Origin of the sequence: Microbacterium schleiferi, from assembly GCF_020781975.1 — a bacterium.
GTDB lineage: Bacteria > Actinomycetota > Actinomycetes > Actinomycetales > Microbacteriaceae > Microbacterium.
Window position 1 is genome coordinate 74036 of record NZ_JAJGNI010000006.1, and the last position, 21195, is coordinate 95230.

The 21195-nt window shown below is 67.4% G+C and carries 21 protein-coding genes and 1 pseudogene; 15 read left to right on the top strand and 7 right to left on the bottom strand.

The features are described 5' to 3' along the window. Positions 1-5 precede the first annotated feature (5 nt). From menC to LL236_RS08510, 4 genes are all read left to right on the top strand, one after another. Entirely contained in the window at positions 6-1139 is a 1134-nt protein-coding gene (menC, locus tag LL236_RS08495) for an o-succinylbenzoate synthase (protein ID WP_228178316.1), read from the top strand. Continuing rightward, positions 1136-2020 (top strand): hypothetical protein, encoded by an 885-nt coding sequence (locus LL236_RS08500; protein ID WP_228178319.1) that lies wholly within the window; start codon positions 1136-1138, stop codon positions 2018-2020. Before menC ends, LL236_RS08500 begins: the two co-directional genes overlap by 4 nt. Before the next feature lie 41 nt (positions 2021-2061). Then, positions 2062-2931, top strand: coding sequence for an LLM class flavin-dependent oxidoreductase (locus LL236_RS08505; RefSeq protein ID WP_228178320.1), 870 nt, complete (start codon positions 2062-2064; stop codon positions 2929-2931). A 103-nt stretch (positions 2932-3034) separates the two neighbouring features. Further along, positions 3035-3481 (top strand): hypothetical protein, encoded by a 447-nt coding sequence (locus LL236_RS08510; RefSeq protein ID WP_228178321.1) that lies wholly within the window; start codon positions 3035-3037, stop codon positions 3479-3481. Positions 3482-3510: 29 nt separating this feature from the next. Here LL236_RS08510 and LL236_RS08515 read toward each other — a convergent pair whose 3' ends face one another. Beyond that, positions 3511-6144 carry an MMPL family transporter gene (locus tag LL236_RS08515; protein ID WP_228178322.1) on the bottom strand — a complete coding sequence of 878 codons (2634 nt, stop codon included), beginning with the start codon at positions 6142-6144 and terminating at the stop codon, positions 3511-3513. A gap of 113 nt (positions 6145-6257) precedes the next feature. Between LL236_RS08515 and LL236_RS08520 the strand changes: the two genes are divergently transcribed. Both LL236_RS08520 and LL236_RS08525 read left to right on the top strand, forming a co-directional pair. Further along, positions 6258-6866 carry a TetR/AcrR family transcriptional regulator gene (locus LL236_RS08520; RefSeq protein ID WP_228178457.1) on the top strand — a complete coding sequence of 203 codons (609 nt, stop codon included), beginning with the start codon at positions 6258-6260 and terminating at the stop codon, positions 6864-6866. 82 nt (positions 6867-6948) lie between these two features. After that, a complete protein-coding gene (locus tag LL236_RS08525) occupies positions 6949-8334 on the top strand; it encodes a glycine--tRNA ligase (protein WP_228178323.1) in 1386 nt (461 codons plus the stop codon). A 27-nt stretch (positions 8335-8361) separates the two neighbouring features. Here LL236_RS08525 and LL236_RS08530 read toward each other — a convergent pair whose 3' ends face one another. Beyond that, positions 8362-8928, bottom strand: coding sequence for an HhH-GPD-type base excision DNA repair protein (locus LL236_RS08530; RefSeq protein ID WP_228178324.1), 567 nt, complete (start codon positions 8926-8928; stop codon positions 8362-8364). A gap of 136 nt (positions 8929-9064) precedes the next feature. Here LL236_RS08530 and LL236_RS08535 point away from each other — a divergent pair, with 136 nt between their 5' ends. Together LL236_RS08535 and LL236_RS08540 are read left to right on the top strand one after the other, a co-directional pair. Further along, a complete protein-coding gene (locus LL236_RS08535; RefSeq protein ID WP_228178325.1) occupies positions 9065-9508 on the top strand; it encodes a hypothetical protein in 444 nt (147 codons plus the stop codon). Positions 9509-9517: 9 nt separating this feature from the next. After that, positions 9518-9883: a helix-turn-helix transcriptional regulator gene (locus tag LL236_RS08540; RefSeq protein ID WP_228178326.1), complete on the top strand. Its 366-nt coding sequence runs from the start codon at positions 9518-9520 to the stop codon at positions 9881-9883. A gap of 94 nt (positions 9884-9977) precedes the next feature. Here LL236_RS08540 and LL236_RS08545 read toward each other — a convergent pair. After that, positions 9978-10073, bottom strand: a pseudogene (locus LL236_RS08545) (HhH-GPD-type base excision DNA repair protein); the annotation flags it as partial. A gap of 176 nt (positions 10074-10249) precedes the next feature. On the opposite strand from LL236_RS08545, the gene LL236_RS08550 reads away from it, so the two are divergent. The 5 genes from LL236_RS08550 (at position 10250) to LL236_RS08570 (ending at position 13778) form a co-directional block, all read left to right on the top strand. Then, positions 10250-11725: a protoporphyrinogen/coproporphyrinogen oxidase gene (locus LL236_RS08550; protein WP_228178327.1), complete on the top strand. Its 1476-nt coding sequence runs from the start codon at positions 10250-10252 to the stop codon at positions 11723-11725. Continuing rightward, the gene (locus LL236_RS08555; RefSeq protein WP_228178328.1) at positions 11722-12108 is read left to right on the top strand and encodes a hypothetical protein; all 387 of its coding nucleotides are present in this window, start codon (positions 11722-11724) and stop codon (positions 12106-12108) included. Before LL236_RS08550 ends, LL236_RS08555 begins: the two co-directional genes overlap by 4 nt. Before the next feature lies 1 nt (position 12109). After that, entirely contained in the window at positions 12110-12511 is a 402-nt protein-coding gene (locus LL236_RS08560) for a phage holin family protein (RefSeq protein WP_228178329.1), read from the top strand. Beyond that, a complete protein-coding gene (locus LL236_RS08565) occupies positions 12501-12776 on the top strand; it encodes a hypothetical protein (protein ID WP_228178330.1) in 276 nt (91 codons plus the stop codon). The genes LL236_RS08560 and LL236_RS08565 overlap by 11 nt, the downstream gene beginning before the upstream one ends. A 201-nt stretch (positions 12777-12977) precedes the next feature. Beyond that, on the top strand, positions 12978-13778 hold the full coding sequence (locus LL236_RS08570) for a uroporphyrinogen-III synthase (protein WP_228178331.1): 801 nt from the start codon (positions 12978-12980) through the stop codon (positions 13776-13778). Here LL236_RS08570 and cofC read toward each other — a convergent pair. From cofC to cofG, 4 genes are read right to left on the bottom strand one after another with little or no spacing between them, the layout of a single operon-like run. After that, positions 13751-14407, bottom strand: a complete 657-nt coding sequence (gene cofC, locus LL236_RS08575) for a 2-phospho-L-lactate guanylyltransferase (protein ID WP_228178332.1) — start codon at positions 14405-14407, stop codon at positions 13751-13753. The two genes, LL236_RS08570 and cofC, sit on opposite strands and share 28 nt — an antisense overlap. Beyond that, complete coding sequence (fgd, locus tag LL236_RS08580) at positions 14404-15417, bottom strand: glucose-6-phosphate dehydrogenase (coenzyme-F420) (RefSeq protein ID WP_228178333.1); 1014 nt, start codon at positions 15415-15417, stop codon at positions 14404-14406. Before fgd ends, cofC begins: the two co-directional genes overlap by 4 nt. Then, positions 15414-16886 carry a flavin-containing monooxygenase gene (locus LL236_RS08585; protein ID WP_228178334.1) on the bottom strand — a complete coding sequence of 491 codons (1473 nt, stop codon included), beginning with the start codon at positions 16884-16886 and terminating at the stop codon, positions 15414-15416. Before LL236_RS08585 ends, fgd begins: the two co-directional genes overlap by 4 nt. Next, on the bottom strand, positions 16883-19252 hold the full coding sequence (gene cofG / locus LL236_RS08590; protein WP_228178335.1) for a 7,8-didemethyl-8-hydroxy-5-deazariboflavin synthase CofG: 2370 nt from the start codon (positions 19250-19252) through the stop codon (positions 16883-16885). Before cofG ends, LL236_RS08585 begins: the two co-directional genes overlap by 4 nt. 306 nt (positions 19253-19558) lie before the next feature. Between cofG and LL236_RS08595 the strand changes: the two genes are divergently transcribed. Both LL236_RS08595 and LL236_RS08600 read left to right on the top strand, forming a co-directional pair. Further along, positions 19559-19810 carry a helix-turn-helix transcriptional regulator gene (locus tag LL236_RS08595; protein ID WP_228178336.1) on the top strand — a complete coding sequence of 84 codons (252 nt, stop codon included), beginning with the start codon at positions 19559-19561 and terminating at the stop codon, positions 19808-19810. Between the two features lie 114 nt (positions 19811-19924). Continuing rightward, positions 19925-21172 (top strand): hypothetical protein, encoded by a 1248-nt coding sequence (locus LL236_RS08600; RefSeq protein ID WP_228178337.1) that lies wholly within the window; start codon positions 19925-19927, stop codon positions 21170-21172. The last annotated feature ends 23 nt before the right edge of the window (positions 21173-21195 follow it).

The window sequence follows — 21195 nt, forward strand, 5'->3', positions numbered from 1 at the left end:
GCCGCATGCCGATCGCACAGCCCGCTCCGACAGTGACGCTCGAGGGAATCGAGTTGCGGGTGCTGCACCTACCGCTCGTCTCGCCGTTCACGACATCCTTCGGCACCGAGACGGTGCGCGAGGTCATCGTCGCGCGGGCGCTGACTGCCGATGGGGACGGCTGGGGTGAGATCGTCACGCAGGAGTCTCCGCTGTACTCGAGCGAGTACACGCAGGGCGCGTGGGACGTGTCGCTGCGCTTTCTCATCCCCGCGCTGTTGGATCGGCACACTCTCGCCCCCGAAGACGTCGCCTCCGTCTTGGAACCCTTTGTCGGGCACCGGATGGCGAAAGCGGGGCTCGAACTCGCGATACTCGATGCCGCGCTGCGCGCCGAGGGGCGACCGTTCGGACAGTACCTCGGCGCGATCCGCGACCGCGTGCCCTCGGGTGTGAGCGTCGGCATCCAGCGCGACCCCGCCGCTCTGGTCGACACCGTCCGTGGATACCTCGACGAGGGGTACGTCCGCATCAAGATCAAGATCAAGCCCGGCCGCGACATCGCCGACACCGCCGCCGTTCGGGATGCCTTCGGCGATATCCCGCTGCAGGTGGACGCCAACTCCGCGTACACGCTCGCTGACGCCGACACCCTCGCCGAACTCGACAGGTTCGACTTGCTCCTGATCGAGCAGCCCCTGCAGGAGGACGACCTCGTCGACCATGCGACGCTCGCCCAGCGCCTGCGCACACCGGTGTGTCTGGACGAGTCGATCGTGTCGTCGAAGGCTGCAGCCGACGCTCTCGCGCTCGGGTCGGCATCCGTCATCAACATCAAGGCGGGGCGCGTGGGCGGCTACCTCGAGGCCGTGGGTATTCACGACCTGTGCCGAGTGGCCGGCGTGCCGGTGTGGTGCGGCGGGATGCTCGAGACGGGGATCGGTCGCGCCGCGAACGCTGCGCTGGCAGCCCTCCCCGGATTCACGCTGCCGGGCGATATCTCGGCATCCTCGCGGTTCTACGATCGAGACATCGTCACCGAGCCCGCCGTTCTCGAAGACGGCCACGTTCGGGTGCCCACGGGCCCCGGGCTGGGCATCGAGATCGACCCTGTCGCGCTGGAGGACATGACAGTTGCCCGCGAGGTGCTCCGCCGGTGACCGGCCCCGCCGGTACCTCGGGTCAGCGGCGACTCGTCGCCGTGATGCTGGGTGCTGCGCTGGTCCTCGGGATCGCCGCGTGTGCTTCCGCGGCCCCGAACGAGGATCTTCCCGAGGGGGTGAGTGTGCGGCTTGTGCAGCAGCGCTCGGATGTCGCGCTGCATCAGGCCCAGGTCGAGATCACCAACGGCACCGACTCACCGCTGAGTGTCGACGCCCTCTCAGTGGCTGACCCGCGTTTCGAGACGGATGCCGACCGCGTGCTCCAACGGACGAGTGTCATCGCTCCGGGCAGCACTGTCGGCATTCGTATCCAGCTCCCGAGGCCGGCCTGCGATGTTCCCGATGACGGGGCGTCCACCGTGGAGTTCGCGTGGCGTCTCGATGAGCGCTCGGGGATCGCGCGGGCAGACCTTCCCGACGCGCTCGAGTTCCTGCCGGCGATGCACGCGCGCGAGTGTGTCGCCGACGCGCTCGGCGACGCGGCGGCTGCCTCGTTCACGCACTTCGAACCTGGCGCGGGCGGAGGTGTCGGCATCCTCACCCTCGGGGTCCTGCCGACCGGAGCCGGTGGCGCGAGGATCGAGGCGATCCGCCCGACCAACCTCCTCGGTTTCGGCGACGCCGGCACCGGACCGGACGCCGCGCTACCGCTGCAGATCGAGCTCCCCGCCGGCGATACCGCTCGCCGCGAGGTGAACATCGTGCTCGAGCCGTTCCGCTGCGATGCCCATGCCGTGCAGGAAGACAAGCGCGGCACGATCTTCACGACGGATGTGACAGTCGGCGGCGAGAACGGCCAGATCGAGCTGGCGGCCCCGCCGGACATGCGCGCCGAGATCCTGAACGCCGTGGCCGACTACTGCGGGTTCGGTTCCTGAGGCCCACCGGGCTTGTCGGCTGCCTGCTCTAGCGTGGGTGCATGCGCTCACTCGGTGTCGTGTTCGAACCCGCCTTCCCGCCCGAACGTCTCCGGGAAGTGGCTCTCTCGGTCGAGGACGCCGGAGTACCCCAGCTGTGGCTGTGGGAGGACTGCTTTCGCGAGTCGGGTATCGCCTCGGCTGCCGCGGCTCTGGCCGCCACGACCGAGCTGACCGTCGCGATCGGTGTGCTGCCCATGCCGCTTCGCAACGTCGCGCTGACCGCCATGGAGCTCGCTACCCTCTCGCGGCTGTTTCCGGGGCGCATCATCGGCGGCGTCGGCCACGGGGTGCAGAGCTGGATGGCGCAGGTCGGCGCGCGGCACGCATCCCCCCTCACGCTGATGGCGGAGTACTTGCCGACACTGCGAGCGCTGCTTTCCGGGGAACGGGTCACGATCGACGGGCGGTACGTCCAGCTCGATGACGTGGCCCTGGACTGGCCGCCGACCGTCGCCGTTCCCGTCTTCGCCGCGGCAGAAGGACCCAAGACACTCGACAGAGCTGGGGCCCTCGCCGACGGAACGGTCATTCCCTCGGGCTGGAGCCCGAGCCGACTGCGTGCTGCGGCGAGCCGGGTACGAACTGCGGCAGCCGAGAGAGCTGACGACTACCCCGTCGTGGTGTACCTCCCGGCGCGGTTCACCGATGGGTCCGCGGCATCCGACGAGCCGGCGGGGCGCGAGCGCGCGCACGGCGACGTGGCAATGGTCGCCGAGACGGTCGAGGCATTCTTCGCCGCGGGTGCAACCACTGTTGTGCTCCAGCCTTATCCCGACGAGCAGGACCTCATCGGGTTCTCGCAGCGCAGCGGAGAGGTTGCTCGGATGCTGGGAGTTGCGCGGTCTTCGAGCGGCTCACCATCCGTGTGATCGCCGCCCCTTGCGGGGCGCACAGCGAGTCGCCACACTCAGAGGTGGGAGCCGACCATCGCCGGTGTTCGTGTCGGCGCGCGCTCCCAGGGGAGGAACACCAATGAAGACCCGAATCGTCGCTGCCGCGCTCATGCTCGGCGTCGGAGCCATTGCCCTGACCGGATGCGTGAACCCGGTCGAGCAGCTCATCAACAACACCGTCGAAGATGCCATCGAGGGCGCCACCGGCGTCGACATCGACACCGGTGACGGCGCGAGTGTGCCGGAGGGCTTCCCCTCCGACATCCCGCTCCCTTCCGGCTCACCACTCGTTGCGCTCGCGGTCGACGGTGGCTACACCGTCACCTACACACTGCCGAGCGTCGCCGACGGTGAGGGCATCATCGAGCAGCTGAAGGCCCGGTACACCGCAGACTCCGAGTCCGACTTCGGGGGGATGAAGATCTGGTCGTTCACCGGCTCTGACTACACCGTGGGCGTCACTCTGCTCGAGCAGGAAGACGGCACGGCGCAGCTGCTCTACGTGGTCGCGCCGATCACGCAATAGAGACGCCCGGGCCGCTCGCCGGCCGCTGGCTACAGTTCGCCGCGTTCGCGCAGTTCACGCCGCGTGAGCGCTTCCCCCTGCGTCGCAGCGGGTTCTGATTCGTGGGAATCCTCGGCCTGATCCTCCTCGGCCCAGGGCGCGTGGTGGGCGCGTTCGAGCTTGGCGCCTTCCACATCGACATTGGGAACGATGCGGTCGAGCCAGCGCGGCAGCCACCAGGCGGAGCGTCCCAGCAAGTGCATGAGGGCAGGCATGAGCAGCATCCGTACGACGAAGGCATCGAGCAGCACACCGAACGCGAGACCGAAGCCGATCGAGCGGATCATCGTCGATTCGGCGAAGATGAAGCCGCCGAACACCGAAACCATGATGAGCCCCGCCGCTGTCACTACCGCTCGTCCGGCCCGCAGGCCGCGCATGACGGCGACGCGCGCAGGCGTGCCGTGCACGTAGGCCTCCCGCATCCCCGACGACAGGAACAGCTGGTAGTCCATCGCGAGTCCGAACAGGATGCCGACCAGCAGCACCGGCAGGAAGCTCAGGATCGGACCCGTGCTGTGGAGGCCGAAGATCGGGGCTCCCCACCCCCACTGGAACACCGCGACAGTCGCGCCGTAGGTTGCGAACAACGACAGGATGAAGCCGCCCGTAGCGATCAGCGGCACCAGCAGCGACCGGAACACCACGATCATGATGAGAAGCGACAGGCCGACGACGACGCTGATGTAGAGCGGGAGGACTCCGGCGATGTTCTCGGAGATGTCGATGTTGATCGCCGCCTGCCCGGCTACGCCGAGCTCGTACTCCCCGTCAACGGGAGGCAGGGCTCGAAGGTCTCGGACCACTTGTTCGGTCGACTCTGCGCTGGGCCCTTCGGTCGGGATGACCTGGAACGCAGCGAGCGTGCCGTCATCCGATACCGCGATCGGCGCGACGGCCACCACGTTCTCGACCTCCGACAGGGCTGTCGCCACGTCGAGCTGAGCCTGCAGCTGAGCGGTGTCATCCAGGTCACCCGGCAGAGCCGCCGTCACCAGCAGCGTGCTGTTCGCGCCGGATCCGAACGCTTCCGCGGTCAGCTCGTATGCCTGATAGGCGTACGAGTCCTCCGGCTCACTCGATCCGTCGGGCAGGCCCACGCGCATCGACAGGGCAGGAATCGCGATGACCAGCAGCGCCACGATTGCGCCGACTGCCGTGAGCAGCGCACGCCAGGTCGGCATCGCGCGAGCTCGATCGTCAGCGTGGTGCACTGTCCCAACGCGCGCCCGGGCGCGCCGGCCCAGGACCCGCATCCCGACGAGCCGCAGGAGTGCGGGAGTCAGCGTGATGGCGATGAGGACCGCCACGAGAACAGCGAAGGCGCCGACGGTTCCCATGAGGCCGAGGAACGGGATGCCGGTGATATTCAGGGCAAGCAGCGCGATGATCACCGTCGACCCGGCGAACGTCACGGCGTTGCCGGCGGTGCCGTTGGCCAGGCCAATCGACTCGCGGAGGTCAGCGCCCTCAAGCAGCTGCTTGCGGTGACGGTTGATGATGAACAGCGAGTAGTCGATGCCCACGGCAAGTCCGAGCATCACCCCGAGGATCGGCGTGACAGAAGACATGTCGATCACGCCCGACAAGGAGAGTGCCGCCAAGACCGCGATCCCCACTCCTACCAGCGCCGTGACGAGGGGCAGCGCGGCGGCAATGACGGTGCCGAGCATGACCAGCAGCACGATCGCGGCGATGACGACACCGGCGATCTCCCCGATACCGATCAGGTTCGGGAGGGACTGCGCGAGGGTCGTCGAGAAAGCGACCTCGACTCCGTCGATCGGGTGCGCCTCGACGTAATCGATCACCGCTTGCTTCGCTTCGGCGTCGAGTTCGAGCAGCGGTACATCGAACGCGACGTTCAGGAGAGCGGTAGTGCCGTCGCTGGAGACCACTCCGATGCCCTCTGAGAGCTCGAGCAGGTCGGCACCGAGCTCGAGCTGCGTCTCGTTGGTGGCCAGTTCCTCACGAGAGGCATCGAGTTCCGCCTGTTGCGCCTCGAGCTGCTGGCTCGCGGCATCCAACTGTTGACGCTGGGCATCCAGCTGAGCCTGCTGCTGGTCGAGGGCCGCGAGTTGGGAGGCGGGGGCGCCGCCTGCCTCAGCCTGCGCGCGGGCGGCATCCAGTTGCTCCTGTGCGTCCTGGAGCTGAGCCTGTCCGCTCTCGACCTCGGCTCGGGCGGCGTCGAGCTGTGCCTGTCCGGACTCGAGCTGCGCGCGTCCTTGCTCGAGCTGGGCACGCCCGTCGGTGATCTCCTGCTGTTGGTCGGCTCGTTCCTGTTCGGCCTCGAACGGGTCGACGACCCGGGCGACGTCGGGCAAGTCGCGGATGCCTGCAGCAAGGTCAGCGACCTCCGCACGCTGTTCGTCGCTGAAAGGCTCGCCATCTTCGGTGTGCAGCACGATCTGACCCGAGGCCCCCGAATAGTCGGGGAGCTTCTGGGCGAGCTCGTCGGTTACCTCGCCCGATGCGGTTCCGGGAACGTCGAAACTCGTGGCCAGCGTGCCGGCGCCCAGGGCGAAGGCGCCGCCCGCGAGACCGAGAACCGCGACCCAGGCGACGATCACGATCCACGCGCGCTGGGCAGAAGCCTTGCCGAGCCGGTACAGCAGTTCAGCCATGGTCACCTTTCGGGCGGGACGCGGGGGAGAGCAACCGACAGCATACGATACGTACCGTCTCGCATGCTGAGTCGAAGACGGACACTGACTCGAGGATGGATACTGTGACCGACATGACCGAAGCCCTGCCCATCTCCACCGGGCGACGAGGTGGCCCCCCGCGCAGCGAAGAGGCGCGCCTGGCGATCCTGCGCGCGACAGCTCGCCTGTTTCTGGAGAGAGGGTTCGGGCACCTGAGCATTGAGGGGATCGCCGCCGAGGCGGGGGTCGGCAAGCAGACGATCTATCGGTGGTGGCCGGGAAAGAGCGACCTGGTCGCCGAGGCGCTCATCGAGGGCTTCCTGATGCCCGAACACTTCGCGCCCAGCTTCTCGGGCACGCTGCGAGACGATCTGGCGAGCTGGATGCGTATCGTCCTGGACTTCGTCGATGACCCCGGGCATGACGAGATGCTCCGGTCGCTGCTGGCAGCGGGAACGACCAACCCTGCGATCGGCGAGCGCATTCGCGAGCGACTCGGGGCTGACGGTGACCTCGTGCATCGGCTCGAAAAGGGCGTGACCGATGGCGAACTGCCGCCGACAGCACCCATCTCCTCGATCATCGAGCTTCTGGTCGGCGCGATCGTCCTACGCGTCTTCGCGCCCTCGAACCGGGACGACGGTGAGGCCGAGCGGCTCGTCGACGTCGTCCTCGGAACCCACACCGCACGCGGCCAGTGAGTCGCGACGGATAGAATCGACGGATGTCGCGGCATCCGCGATACCCTCGCGCGCAGCGCATCCCCGACCCAGGAGTTCCTCCGTGGCCGAGCAGTCCCGCCTCGACAAAGTGATCGCCCTTGCCCGCCACCGCGGGTTCGTCTTCCAAGCCGGCGAGATCTACGGGGGCTCCCGCTCCGCATGGGACTACGGCCCGCTCGGCACCGAGCTCAAAGAGAACATCCGCCGTCAGTGGTGGCAGACCTTCGTCCGCGGGCGCGGCGACATGGTCGGCCTCGATTCCTCGATCATCCTGCCCAAGCGCGTGTGGGAGGCATCCGGGCACGTCGCGACCTTCACCGACCCCCTCGTCGAGTGCCTGCAGTGCCACAAGCGGTTCCGCGCCGACAACCTCATCGAGGACTTCGAGGCGCGCAAGGGTCGCACCGCCGAGAACGGGCTGGCCGACGTGCCGTGCCCCAACTGCGGCACGAAGGGCCAGTACACCGAACCCCGCGCGTTCTCGGGTCTGGTCAAGACCTACCTCGGGGTCGTCGACGACGAGTCGGGCCTGTACTACCTCCGCCCCGAAACCGCGCAGGGCATCTTCGTGAACTTCACGAACGTGCTCACCGCGAGCCGCAAGAAGCCGCCCTTCGGGATCGGTCAGGTCGGCAAGGCGTTCCGCAACGAAATCACCCCCGGCAACTTCATCTTCCGAACCCGCGAGTTCGAGCAGATGGAGATCGAGTACTTCACTCCCCCGGCCGAGGCTCCGGAGTGGTTCGACCACTGGGTCGAGGCGTGCTGGGACTGGTTTACCGACCTCGGTATCGACCCAGCGAACATGCGGCGCTTCGATGTGCCCGAGGAGGATCGCGCCCACTACTCCGCCGGCACGATTGACGTCGAGTACCGCTTCGGGTTCCCGGGCAAGGAGTGGGGCGAGCTCATGGGGGTCGCCAACCGCACCGACTACGACCTGAAGAGCCATGCCGAGGCATCCGGGCAGAGCCTGACCTACTTCGACCAAGCCTCGGGCGAGAAGTACACCCCGTATGTCATCGAGCCCTCGTTCGGGCTTACTCGCGCCATGATGGCGTTCCTCGTCGACGCTTACCGCGAAGAAGAGGTTGCCAACGCGAAGGGTGGCACCGACACCCGGACCGTCTTGAAGCTTGACCCGCGCCTGGCGCCGGTCAAGGTCGCCGTGCTGCCGCTGTCGCGTAACGAGGCCCTGTCGCCGCTCGCCCGCGGACTGGCTGATCGCTTGCGCGGGCACTGGGCTGTCGATTTCGACGATGCAGGCGCGATCGGTCGCCGTTACCGCCGACAGGACGAGATCGGTACCCCGTTCTGCGTCACCGTCGACTTCGACTCCCTCGAGGATGACGCCGTCACTGTGCGTGACCGCGACACGATGGCCCAGGAGCGCGTGCCGCTCGAGAACGTCGAAACCTACCTCGGCGAGCGCCTCACCGGCGCCTGACACAGGCTGCGGAATCGAGGGTGAGTATCAGCCCTTGGCGGCAGCCTTCATCGCCTTCTTGTGCTCTCGCACCTTCGCAAGGGACTCGGGGCTGGTGATGTCAGCGACGCTGCGGAAGGACCCTTCTTCGCCGTAGGGAGCGGAGGCCTCGCGCCATCCGTCCCCGTCGTACCCGTACTGCTTTCCGAGCAGGGCGAGGAAGATCTTCGCCTTCTGCTCGCCGAAGCCGGGCAGCTTCTTCAGGCGGCTCAGCACCTCCGCGCCGTCGGGATTGCCTTTCGTCCAGATGGCAGCGGCGTCGTCATCCCAGTCGGTCGCGACAGCCTCGCACAGCGCCTGCACCCGACCCGCCATCGATCCCGGGAATCGGTGCACGGCCGGGGTCTGGCGGAACACCTCGACGAATGCTTCGGGGGCGTACGCCGCCAGGGCGGATGCGGAGAGCTCTCCCGTTCGTTCCCTGATCTTCTTCGGGCCTGTGAAGGCGGTCTCCATCGCGATCTGCTGATCAAGCAGCATCCCGATCAGCAGTGCCAGCGGATCGTCGGTCAGCAGTTGGTCGGCGTCGGCATCGCCGGTGATGTGGAGCGTCATGCACCCAGTCTGACATCGAGGCCTAGTGGACTTGGCGAGCGGTAAAGGTCGTGAGCCACGGGGCGATGCCGGTAGGTGTTGCGGCGTTCAAGGTCGTGCCTACTCGAAGGTACTGTACTTCTGGTACAGTACCCATATGACAACAAATCAAACTTCCGTCAACGCACGCCGACTTCTACTGCCCTATGCGCTGATCCTGTTTATTGCGATGGCGGGCGTGCAAACGGTGATCGCTCTGACCGGCGGTCAGATCGGGCTCCTCGCTGGCCTCCTTACCGCCGCAGTCGCGCTTGGGATCGTCGTCTGGCTGTGGTCCAACCGCCGCGAACTTCGACGGGTGCGCTTCGGGCAAGTCGTCGCGCACGCGGTCGCTTTCGTCGTCATCACGTCATCCTTCAATCTGCACGCAGCCATCCGCAGTGTCGCCCTGGCTGGTGAGGCTGATGGCTTCCAGCTCGCAGCCCATGACCTGCTCGCTACGCCGTGGTTCGGAGCAACGCTTGTGATGAGCTCAGTGTGGGGGCTGGGGCTGCTCATTCACCTGATTGGGGCCATTCTGGGCCGCGGCTGGGAAGATTGAGGTGTGAACATGGCGCACCCCGATGAGAATGAAGAGTGGGTGACAAGCCGAATCGAGTCATGGGTGGAGACCTATAAGAAGGCCATGCTTGCCCCGATCCTTCTGCGACTGACGTCCATTCATCAACCGGTCACCGTCAATGACCTCACCACTCATCTCGCCGCCGCTTCCGGCTGGCACGTGACTGAGAGGGGCCTGTATCGCACGGTGAAACGCCTCGAGGACTCCGGGCTCCTCGTGAGCAAGGCTGTCGACGCCCCTCGCACCGGGGCCAAGCGAAAGGAGCTCTCTCTGTCCCCGCTCGGCGGCCACTTCCTGTCCGGCATCAGCGCCAACATCGTGGAGCTCCCCAGGGACGCGACGTCAGCAGACTGAACGCCGCCACGAGCGGCTCGAGGACTCATCCGCCCGCGAGCCCCTCAAGCAGGCGGTGGTCGCACGCGGTCGTCGCGATTGCCAATGGTTATCGCACACGCTGGTCAAGCAGCATCCCGATCAGCAGTGCCAGCGGATCGTCCGATAGCAGCCGGTCGGCAGCGTCATCGCCGGTGATGTGCAACTCCATGGCACCAGTGTTCCACGCAGCTCCCTCCTTCAGCCCAGTTGTCCTTCGCTCAGCCGACTTGTCCTTCCTTGAGTCGAGTTGTCCTTAGTTGCTCGATGTGGGTGAAGGACAACTCGCGTGGGTGAAGGACAACTCGGCTGGGATTGGGGCTCGCGCGGATGGTGGAGGATGGAGGAATGGCCGAATCCGCGTTCGAGAAGCTGGTCGAACACGCCAGATCCGAGCACGTCGTCGTTGTCGGTGCCGGGATCGCCGGACTGGTTGCCGCGCTGGAGTGCGCGAAGGTCGGGCTGCAGGTGACGCTGGTTGAAGCATCCGAGCGTCTCGGCGGTGCCATCGCGCGCGCCGAGGTCGCGGGTATCGCTGTCGACCTCGGCGCCACGGGCTGGGCTACCCGAAACGGTGCAGTCGACGCGCTCGTGGCGGAACTGGGTCTCGGCGATGAGGTGGTCGAGCCGGCGAACGCGGATGTCTGGGTCGCGGTTTCCGGTGGGGTCCAGCCCTACCCGGAGCAGACCGTGGCCGGCATACCGGCGAATCCGTGGGATCCGATGGTGCGCCGCGTGATCGGGTGGGCCGGCACCTGGCGGGCCTATCTCGACCGGCTGCGCCCGCCGCTGACCATCGGGAAAGAACGCAACCTCGGCACACTCGTTCGTCGTCGCATGGGCGGGCAGATTCTGGGCCGGCTCGTTGCCCCGCTGATGCGGGCCCGGTACGGACTGGTCCCCGACGCGGTGGATGTCGGCCTCATCGCGCCCGGACTGAGTTCGGCACTGACGCGAACCGGATCGCTCGCCGCCGCGGCTGGCGAATTGCTGGCGGTCGCCGACGACGAGTCAGGGGTTCCGCCGATCCGTGGCCTGGTGGGCGGACCGACACGTCTGGTCGATGCCCTGATCGCGCGCCTTGGCGACTACGGGGCTTCTGTCATCACCGGGGCGCGAGTATCCCAGCTCACGTCCTCGGGCGGTTCCTGGACCGTCACCCTGGATACCGTCGATGAGACGCAGACACTGGCCGCTGACGCCGTGATCGTCGCAACGGAAGCTGCCGACGCCACCCGCCTCGTGCCCTTCTCCGTCCCTGAGCTCCTGACGCGCGAACTCGTGCAGGATGTCGTCACGCTCGTCGCCTCCGCGCCGGCACCCGAGGAGCAGCACACCACCGTCTTCACGCTGAACCCCGCAACCGAACCGGTTGTCGCGTCGGACGAGACCGCGCGCTGGACCGGTACTGTCACCGGGGTGCGCGTGGCCCGCCTCACGTATGGTGACCTCGAGACCGCGCCCCCGACTGCCGCGCTCAGTGACGACGACGTTTTCGTCAAGGCGGCGCGTGAGGCTGAAGCCTTGCTCGGTCTACCCGCTGACGCGGTTGTCGAAGCGCGTCGAGACCGGTGGGTGCAGCCGCCGGCCGCCGTGATGCGGGGGCGAGACGAGGCAGCCCAGACGCTGCGAGAGCGGGTAGGCAAAGTGCGCGGGCTCGGCCTCGTGGGTGCGTGGGTGTCGGGCCCGGGCCTCGCGCGCGTCGTCGCGCACGCGCGCGAGGAGGCTGAGCGGCTCCGTGTCAACCTCCTGTGGGGGACACATGCCGATGGCGTTACGCTGGGTGAGGACCACCCGCTCGACAAGCGTGAGGAGACCCCATGAGGGGCAAAGCAGGACTCGTCGTCGGACTCGCCGTGGGCTACGTGCTCGGGTCGCGTGCCGGTCGGCAGAGATACGAGCAGATCAAGTCCCAGGCTCTGAAGGTCTGGAACATGGAGCCCGTGCAGAAGCAGGTGGGCAAAGCGAAGGACTTCGCGAAGTCCAGCGCGATGGCGTTGCCGAGCACCCTTTGGGACTCGGCGGTCAAGGTGACCAAGGCTGCCACCTCGAAGGGGACCGCGGGCGAGCGGCTCGACGCCGCGGTGAAGGCCGGGAAAGACTCCGTGGATGCCGTCAGCAGCGCAGCGGACACGTCCGCCGACGCTGTGAAGCAGGCAGCCGACGAGGCGATCGACGACATCGCCAAGGCAGCCGGCAAGGAGTGACATGAGCGCCCCTCGAGAATTCCGCGATCGGGCGAACGATTCCCTTCTCTCGCTCCTCGGCGAGCTTCCGGAACTGATACGGAACCTGATTGTCGCCGAGGTCGATGCCGCGAAGGCATGGGCGCGGCAGGCGGGGAAGGATGCCGGGATCGGCGTCGTCCTGTTCCTCGTCGCCCTGTTCGTGCTGTTCTGGTCGTTGCCGGTGTTCGGTACCTTCCTGATCGCCGGGCTCTCGTCGTGGTGGCCGGTGTGGCTGTCGGCGCTGGTCGTGTTCGCCGCCCTCCTGGTCGTGACTATCGTGTTCGCCCTGCTCGGCGTGCTGAGATTCCGGAAGCTCACCCGCAGGCGTAACCCCGCCCAGGCTGTCAGCCAAGACATCAAGGAGATCCGTGATGAGCTCTGAGACCGGCGTTCCCAAGACAGCGGTAGACCTGTCGCTCACGGACCCGGTCGAGAGGGCCCGGGCAGAGTTGAAGGCCGCGCTCGCTGCCATCGAAGACAAGACCAACGTTCCCAAGCAGGTCTCGAAGGCCACCGACAGCGCGGTGACGAAACTGCGCCGCTTCTCGCGCGAACACCCCGTCGCGACCGTCACTCTCGCCGTGGTGAAAGCGGCGGCCGTGGGCGCTTTGGTGTGGTGGGGCGTCAACTCCTACGTCAACAAGTAGCCCCGCAGCAGCCACGAGGTGACCATCTCGTGACCTTTTGACCGCGACATCCCCCGAGCGTGGGGGTTATGCTCGGACAACAGGCAGCGCGATGATGCGGAAGCTGCCGACGACGTAGTTGCCACCATCCTGTGACCCGAGGTGACACGTCGTTCGGCTGCTCGAACGTCGGGCGGTCGACTCCGCATCGATGAGTCGATCATGAACCGAGCACCGTCCAAGACCGCCGCCAAGCCACTGGCCGGGTGGCGTGTTCTGGTCCCCCGCGGGGGACCCTGGGGCGACTCCGTCGCCGCGACGCTGCGGCGCCAGGGCGCCGTACCTGTCATCGCGCCGCTGATCAATTTCGCGCCCACAACTGACCAGACAGAGCTCGAGTCGGCGCTAGCGGCCCTTGCGGCGGGCGATTTCGACTGGGTGACGCTCACGAGTGCGACCACCGTCGACGTCCTCTATGCCTACCGCGCCGTCATCCCCCCGCAGACGAAGGTCGCCGCGGTCGGAGAAACCACGGCTGCAGCGCTGCAAGCCGTCGGGTACCGCGTGGATCTCGTACCGGACCTCGACAATTCAGCCGCGGGCCTGGCAGGCCAGATGATTGACCTCGAACCCGAGCCGCGCGACATCCTGACACTGCGCAGCGAGACGGCGAAGCCGGTGCTCACCGGAATGCTCACGGAAGCCGGCCACCGCGTGCGCAGCGTGGTCGCCTATCGGACGGTCGGGGTTCCGGTCACCGAGCGCATCGCGAACGACGTGCGTAGCGGTCGGATCAACGCGATCCTCGTCACAAGCGGATCGGTCGCCGAACAGGTGCGCGAGCAGTTCCCGCACATTCCGCCTTCGACCGTCGTGGCGGCGATCGGCCCGCGGACCGCCACTGACGCCCAGGCCGCCGGTCTCACTGTCGACGGTGTGGCCGATCGCCAGACCGTCGATGCGCTCATCGAGGTCGTTGCGCGCTTTCCGCTGCTTCATGCGACCGACGAAGCTGCGCCCTGACGCGATCTCCCTTCCAAGAGTGCGGCCGTGCGGATGCCGAGCCCGAGCTGGGCGGCTTCGTGGAGCTGATCGAGAGTGTCGACGTCTCGCCGTGCGCTCCAGGCCCCCCGCTGCTGCCGGCCGGCCTCGATCTCGCGGGCGAGGTCGAGGAATCCTGCTGCCCGGTGGCGGGTGAAAGAGTCCTCACCGAATGCGGGGACGAGCTCGCCGGCCACCGTCCGCGTGATGAGGGTCGTGCCCGTCCCTTCCGCGTCCGGCAGCGCCGCGCTCTCGTACCGTGCTGCCGCCACGAGCACGGTCTCCAGGTCTGTGGCGCGAAGCGCGGGAAGGTCGCCGAGCATCGCGGCTCGCGGCTGGGCGGCATCCGTCACCGCGAGCCCGGCCCGCACCGCGTCGTTCAAGCCGGTTCCGGGGTCGGTGACGACGAGGCAGCCATCCGAGATCTCACGCGCGATCTCGGCATCCGCGGTCACGACCACCACTTGCGCGACGGCCGGGCACGCCTGCGCTGCGGCTATCGTGTCGAGCCCGATCGCGCGCGCCAGTGCTGCCCGATCGATATCCGGCACGACGAGGCGACTCTTTCCCGCGCCGCCGCGCACCGGGATGACAAGCGTCCAGCCGCTCACGGATCCAGACGTTCGCGCAGGCGGGGGAGGATGTCGCGGCTGTAGCGTTCCATGAACTCCGCCTGGTCGTGCCCGGGGTCGTGGAACACGAGGTGGCGGAAGCCGCGCTCGGCGACTTCGACGATGCGATCGACGTGCTCGTCGGGGTCGGACGAGACGATGAACCGTTTCGCGACACGCTCGATCGGCAGTTCCGCGGCCCGTCGCTGCATCTCGATGGGATCGTGAATGCCGACCTTCTCTTCGGGGCTGAGCGCGAGAGGGGCCCAGAACCGGGTGCGCTCGAGGGCCTCGGCAGGATCGGGGTGGTACGAGACCTTCACCTCGATGAGCGTGTCGATGTCATCACGCGTGCGCCCCGACTTCTCCAGCCCCTCATCCAGAGCCGGAAGGAGTGTGTCGGTGTACAGAGCTGGGTCCTTGCCGCTTGTCGTGATGAAGCCATCGGCGACGCGACCTGCCAGACGGGTAGCGGCGGGGCCGGCGGCACCGATGTAGACCGGTACGGGAGTGTCGGGACGGTCGTAGATCGTCGCATCCCGAACCTGCCAGAACTCGCCGTCGAAACTGACGCGCTCGCCGGTCCACAGCTTGTTCAGGAGCGTGAGCGACTCCTTCAGGCGACGGAAACGTTCGGGCGGCTCGGGCCACGGGATGCCGAGGGTCACCTCGTTGAGGGATTCGCCGGTGCCCACCCCCAGGATGACGCGCCCCGGGTACATCACGCCGAGGGTCGCGAAGGCCTGCGCCACGACACCCGGGTGGTAGCGGAAGGTGGGGGTGAGCACCGACGTGCCGAGGAGGACCCGGGACGTTCGCGCCCCGACGGCGCCGAGCCACGGGATAGCCGCCGGCGCATGGCCACCCTCGTGCATCCAGGGCTGCAGGTGGTCGGAGACGAACACCGAGTCGAACCCGGCCTGCTCGGCGCCCACCGCGAAGTCTGCGAGCTCGTTTGGTCCGAACTGCTCGGCTGATGCCTTGTATCCCAGGCGCAGGGGGATCGTCATGGCGTGGTGCTCCTTTCGGTAGCGGGTTCAGTCAGGAATTCGCTGCCGTCGGCCCGGCGGAGCTGGTCGCGGAACTGTGTCACGGTGCCCGGCCACAGCAAGGTGAGGCGCCCGGACCGTTCGTCGACGTACCAGTTGCGGCATCCTCCGGAGACCCAGGCGGTGTCGCGCGAGCGTCGCACGATCATGCGGGTGTACTCCTGCTCGACGGCGGGGTCGGGGCGCAAGGTGGCCGTTGCCGGGGCCGCGGCGATCGTCCGCGCGGCGTACGCTGCCTGCTCCTCCAGCATGAGGATCGATGAGTTGTGACCGAGGGACGCGTTGGGTCCGTTGAGGATGAACAGGTTCGGGAATCCGCTCACGACCGTCGACAGCGCTGATGACATTCCGCTTGCCCAGTGTTCGTCGAGGGAGATCCCGTCTTCACCCGTGACCAGCTCGGCGTAAGGCTGACGCGTCGCGCTGAACCCGGTAGCAAGAACGACGGCATCCACGGCATGGCGCCGCCCGCTCGCGGCGACGAGGGTACCGCCATCCGCCCGTGCCAGCGCCGAGGGCTCAAGGGTGACGGCGTCCGAGGCAACGGCAGGGTAGAAGTCGTCGGAGAGCAGCACCCGCTTGCAGCCGAACGCGTAGTCGGGGGTGAGCCATGCGCGCAGCGTCGGGTCGGATACCTGCGCGTGCAGATGCGCCTGTGCCTGGTCGGATGCCGCGGCAGCTGCAGCGGCGTCACCCGCGCGCGAGGCGTGGCGGGCTTCCCCCTCGCGGAAGAGATCCTCGCGCAGGGCGGCGAGCACCTCGGGGTGGGTCGCGAACCGCTCGCGTTCGGCATCCGTATAGGTTCTGCCGCCGCGGGGAAGGATCCAGGGCGCGGAACGCTGGAACAGTGTCACCTCGGCACCACGGCGCACGAGCTCCGGGACGAGCTGGACTCCGCTCGCGCCCGTGCCGACGACCGCGATGCGCTTACCGTCCAGGTCGAGCTGGGAATCCCACCGCGCGGAGTGCACGACAGGTCCAGGAAAGGCTGCCAGGCCGTGCACTTCCGGCAGGGACGGTTCCGTGAGCCGACCGCACGCGAGGACGTGCATCCGTGCCCGCAGACTGCCGCCGGTGGTCTGCAGGTTCCACGCGCCGTCGTTCCAGCGGGCGTCAAGCAGCGCGGTGTCGAACCGGATGCGGCTATCGATCCCTGTGGTGGCGGCGACGCGTCGGAGGTACGCCTGGATCTCGGCTCCGGGCGCGAACTCCCGTGTCCAGTGCGGCCACGGATGACGCGCCAGAGCGTAGAGGTGGGCTGGAACATCGCAGGCGACGCCCGGGTAGGTGTTCTCGCGCCAGGTGCCTCCCACCTCTCGCGCCCGCTCGAGGATCACGACGTCGGTGACTCCGGCGGCTTCGAGTTCCATCGCGGCGGCGAGGCCCGCGAAACCCGCGCCGACGATCACGACCTCGTGTTCGGGTGTCATCGCGGCTCCCGGGTTCGGTCGCCTGTGCGAGCAGCGGGACGGGCGTCCCGGTAGTCGGTCGTGCGCTGCCGGAGGGGCCGCAGCAGGTGCCGGGCGATGCGCTCAGCCTCAGACAGGGGGAGCTCGCGCCCGTGCTCCACACCGGTGCGGGGCAGGACCCGACCATCGAGCAGCGTGCCGCCGAGGTCGTCGGCGCCCGAGCGCAGCAACACGGGAATGCTGGCGGCGTCGAGCCGAGGCCACGGCACCTGGATGTGTGAGATCGCGCCCGACAGCAGCAGCCGTGACACGGCGACCATGGCGCGATGCTCATCGATCGGTGACCTGTCCGCGACGAGCGGCACGCCGTATCCGGGCAGCGGGATCGGCACGAACTCGGTGAATCCACCCGTCTCGCGCTGCAGGTCGCGAAGGGTGCGCAGGTGCGCGACGCGGTCGGCGGCGCTTTCGACGTGGCCGTAGAACAGCACGGATGTCGACCGCAGCCCCGCAGCATGTGCGGCGCGGATCGCGGTGAGCCACTGATCGACGGGAAGATCGGTGGCGGCCACCCGCTCGCGGATGCCGTCATCGAGAACCTTGACGCCGGTGCCCGGGACGGTATCGACGCCCGCACCCCTGAGCTCACGGTAGGCCTCGTCGATCGAGAGTCCGCTCCGGGACGCGAAGTCCCAGACGTCCTGCGGGCGGAAGGCGTGCAGGTGCAGCGTGGGCGCGGCATCCTTTACCGTGCGAGCGAGTTCGAGGTAGGCATCCGCCTCGATCGGGATGATGCCCTGCGCGCACAGCTCGCTCGCACCGAGGCCCGCCGCGTCCCGAGCGATCTCGGCGACCTCGGCCAACGTGAATGTGCCGCGGTCCAGGTCGCCGGCGGACACGCTCGGACGCAGCCCGGTCGTGGTGAGGTTGCGATTGACGACGACACTGATGGCCTCACCGACGGTGTAGCGACGCACATCATCTGCTGCGCGGGCGACAGCGTCCAGGTCTGCGCCCTGTGCCGTCAGCAGCCGCGTCCAGTCGTCGTCGGCGAGGGATTCCGGGTCGGTCGCGGCATCCGTGACGAGGGCGTCGAACGAGCTGCCCCGAGCGCGTCGGGCTGCGCTATCTGGGGTCGTCGCGGCGAGCGTCGAGAGCGCGAGCCCCGAGACCGGGTCGGCGAGGGCGGCCACCGCCGAGTGCAGCTCCGGCGCGAGCCACGTCGCGGCGTCGCGGATGTACTCCGGATGCACCGTGAGACGTTCACGCAACTCGAAACCCAGCTCGGCCGTGCGGGCCGCCAGATCGTCGAGGTGGGGCCACGGACGCTCGGGATTGACATGGTCGGCTGTCACCGGCGAGACCCCGCCCCAGTCATCAGCACCGGCCCGCACGAGAAGGGCGAACTCGGTCGGGTCGCTGAGGTTCGGCGGAACCTGGATGCGTGCATTCGCGCCCATCGTCAGGCGCGCAGCCGCCACTGCGGCGACGTACTCCTCCAGCTCGGCATCCGCCGCGTCCCGCATCGCGGTCCCGGGCTTCGCGCGGAAGTTCTGCACGATGATCTCTTGCAGGTGTCCGTGGCGACGGTGCGCGTCCCGCAGAGCCAGCAGGGAGTCGGCGCGGTCGCTGATCGTCTCGCCGATCCCCACGAGGATGCCGGTCGTGAACGGAATGCGGTGGATGCCGGCTTCCTCGATCACCCGAAGCCTGACGTCGGGATCCTTGTCGGGGGACCCATAGTGCACCTGTCCCGGGGTCTCGAACAGCTCGCGCGACGTCGTCTCGAGCATCATGCCCATCGATGGTCCTGTCGGGCGCAACCGCTGAAGTTCGTCGGCGCTCATGACGCCGGGGTTCAGATGCGCGAGCATGCCGGTCTCGGCCGTGATGAGGCGGGCGACGTGCGCGACGTAGTCGAGGGTCGAGGCGAAACCGTGCTCGTCGAGCCAACGGCGAGCCTCGGGCCATCGTTCCTCGGGGCGGTCGCCGAGCGTGAGCAGAGCCTCCTTGCAGCCCTGGCGCTGGCCGGCGCGGGCGACGGCGAGCACCTGCTCGGGGCTCATGAACACCGGCTTGCCGGCGCGCTGCAGCTGTCCGGGGGTATCGACGAACACGCAGTAGTGGCAGCGGTCCCGGCAGAGGGTCGTGACCGGCACGAACACCTTGCGGGAGTAGGTGAAGATTCCCGGGCGTCCAGCCTCTCGCAGGCCGTGATCCCGCAGGTCGCCCGCAACATCGAGGACCGCGTCCAGGTCCGACCCGCGCGCCGAGAGCACCGCGATCAGATCGTCGCGGCTGAGGTCGTCGCCCGCCTCGGCTCGTGAGAGGGCATCGTCGAGGCTCACGGCAGCGGGGCGAGTCGGTGTTCGGTTGAGCGTGCCCACCACCCCAGTGTTGCACCGTCGGTGCAGGGCCCGGTCGTGTGTCGCGGTCGTGTACCCGCGTCCGGTAGATCAAGCGCTTGCGGACGCGCCGATGGCTTCACGGGGCTGCCGCGGAATTCCGGGTGCCGACTCGGTCGGTATCGCGCCTGACCAGGTGTCCATGGAACGATCGTCTTTCGGACGCCGGTCTGGCGAGAGGCCAGGCTTGTCCCCCTTATGGGGGACAGACAGATCCGATGTCCGTAGGTAGCGTCGGCCTTGGCTCGTGAGCGCCCCGTGGGCATTTCCGTGTCGAGGGAGGCCTCTATGCAGGAAGCGCGGTCATTCGCTGACCGGTACTACGAAGTGACGCGAGACCTTGCCGAGGTTCTTGTGACGGCGCGACGCAGGCGCGGCCTCTCTCAAGAAGAGGTCGCGCACATGGCCGATGTATCTGTGCAGACGTATGCGGCGCTCGAGCGGGTCGGGCCTGGTGTCGGGACGGCTCCGAACCCCACGGTGGTCACGGTCATTCGTGTTCTGTGGGCTCTGGAGCTGACACCTCACCCGCCGACGTAGCGTACCCGCCTATCTCATGTTTCCGCCTCTGAGTCCAGGGAACGTACTGCCTGGTTTCGTGTGAGTGCCATGGAGAGAGTGAGACATCGACACTCAACGATGACAGGAGGATTGATGAGACACCTGAAAGCCATCTCACTCGGCGGGGCAATCGCCGCGGTGGTGCTCGCAATGACACCGGCCGCGGCAATTGCCGAATCGGGTAACCAGAGCCCCGTGAAGGAGCCCGTCGAGGAGCCCATCACACCGACGTTCTCCGAGATCTCCTTCGCGCACCCGGTCAGCCTGGAGTCCGCGACGACCGTCGCTCGGGCGGCTGGGCTGCCGGTAGAGGGTTACCGGTTCGAGAGCGATTCGATCGTTGGCGACTTCTGGCTCGACGGCGGACTGACGGTCGAGGAGTTCCTTGCCGAGGTCAGGAAGGAAACAGGCACCGCTCCGGAGATCGTCACAGCGTACGTCGACGGGGAGGCATTCACGGACAAGCGTGAGCAGTCCCGCGGACTGGGTGACGTGGTCCTCGGCGCAGATCTCCCCGTGTACGACGCCCCAGACGCTGTTGTTCCGACGGATCGCGGGCCCGCGGAGAGAAGTTCCACAGCGCAACTCTCCCCTGTTGTGGCGTCCTCGGCTGCCGCGGGGGACACGTGGCAGCCCAACGACGCTCAGGTGATGATCACGGACATGGGGCAGAACCTCTCGATCTCATCGCAGTACTCGTGGTGGTCACTAGACCCATACGCGTCCCCGTTGGTGATGGCAGATCATTGGGGCATGGAGTTCCAGGTCGACTTCTACACGAACAACAGGCCCTGGCCCCCCGGAACACCGATTACATTCCCCGGGAAGGATCTGCGTCCGAATTGCTCCGGCGATGACTACAAGGATTGGGCTGCTGCGTCGAACCAGCCGTTCGACTGGTTCGGATGGGTCATCGACGGCGCGAACGTGGTCGCGGCACCAGGTGCCCTCGGGCTCTATGGTGACTACAACGATCTGTCCGACCCCTGCAACGTGTCGACCGTCGCGGTGGGAATGGCACAGCCCTGGGCCATGCCTTCAGGCACCTACGGCACGAACACTCTCATGATCTACTCCTACCCACTCCGGGGGCAGGAAACCCAGAGCAGGGTCGGATCAATCGTCCAACCCGTGACCCGACACCAATGTGAGAACCAACCCTGGATGCCTCTCACAGACTGCATGGGGGTAACCGCCCTTAGCTATCCCGGTCCCGGTACTGGCCAGAACAGGATGGTCCTCAACGCAGACAACAACAATCAGGCGCCCGACCTCTGCTGGTATTCCGGAGAGTTCGGCCTCGTCGCGGCACAGATCTGGTCATGCAACGGTCCGTACTGATCTGGTGTCGTCCTGTTTAGTAG

What these genes read in the sequence shown, in the direction of transcription:
- LL236_RS08515 (WP_228178322.1), bottom strand. Translation starts at nt 6,144, where the DNA reads ATGGCTGAACTGCTGTACCGGCTCGGCAAGGCTTCTGCCCAGCGCGCG.
- LL236_RS08585 (WP_228178334.1), bottom strand. Translation starts at nt 16,886, where the DNA reads ATGACACCCGAACACGAGGTCGTGATCGTCGGCGCGGGTTTCGCGGGC.
- LL236_RS08505 (WP_228178320.1), top strand. Translation starts at nt 2,062, where the DNA reads ATGCGCTCACTCGGTGTCGTGTTCGAACCCGCCTTCCCGCCCGAACGT.
- menC (WP_228178316.1), top strand. Translation starts at nt 6, where the DNA reads ATGCCGATCGCACAGCCCGCTCCGACAGTGACGCTCGAGGGAATCGAG.
- LL236_RS08570 (WP_228178331.1), top strand. Translation starts at nt 12,978, where the DNA reads ATGAACCGAGCACCGTCCAAGACCGCCGCCAAGCCACTGGCCGGGTGG.
- LL236_RS08600 (WP_228178337.1), top strand. Translation starts at nt 19,925, where the DNA reads ATGAGACACCTGAAAGCCATCTCACTCGGCGGGGCAATCGCCGCGGTG.
- LL236_RS08510 (WP_228178321.1), top strand. Translation starts at nt 3,035, where the DNA reads ATGAAGACCCGAATCGTCGCTGCCGCGCTCATGCTCGGCGTCGGAGCC.
- LL236_RS08565 (WP_228178330.1), top strand. Translation starts at nt 12,501, where the DNA reads ATGAGCTCTGAGACCGGCGTTCCCAAGACAGCGGTAGACCTGTCGCTC.
- LL236_RS08560 (WP_228178329.1), top strand. Translation starts at nt 12,110, where the DNA reads ATGAGCGCCCCTCGAGAATTCCGCGATCGGGCGAACGATTCCCTTCTC.
- LL236_RS08520 (WP_228178457.1), top strand. Translation starts at nt 6,258, where the DNA reads ATGACCGAAGCCCTGCCCATCTCCACCGGGCGACGAGGTGGCCCCCCG.
- LL236_RS08530 (WP_228178324.1), bottom strand. Translation starts at nt 8,928, where the DNA reads ATGACGCTCCACATCACCGGCGATGCCGACGCCGACCAACTGCTGACC.
- LL236_RS08550 (WP_228178327.1), top strand. Translation starts at nt 10,250, where the DNA reads ATGGCCGAATCCGCGTTCGAGAAGCTGGTCGAACACGCCAGATCCGAG.
- LL236_RS08555 (WP_228178328.1), top strand. Translation starts at nt 11,722, where the DNA reads ATGAGGGGCAAAGCAGGACTCGTCGTCGGACTCGCCGTGGGCTACGTG.
- LL236_RS08535 (WP_228178325.1), top strand. Translation starts at nt 9,065, where the DNA reads ATGACAACAAATCAAACTTCCGTCAACGCACGCCGACTTCTACTGCCC.
- LL236_RS08540 (WP_228178326.1), top strand. Translation starts at nt 9,518, where the DNA reads ATGGCGCACCCCGATGAGAATGAAGAGTGGGTGACAAGCCGAATCGAG.
- fgd (WP_228178333.1), bottom strand. Translation starts at nt 15,417, where the DNA reads ATGACGATCCCCCTGCGCCTGGGATACAAGGCATCAGCCGAGCAGTTC.
- LL236_RS08595 (WP_228178336.1), top strand. Translation starts at nt 19,559, where the DNA reads ATGCAGGAAGCGCGGTCATTCGCTGACCGGTACTACGAAGTGACGCGA.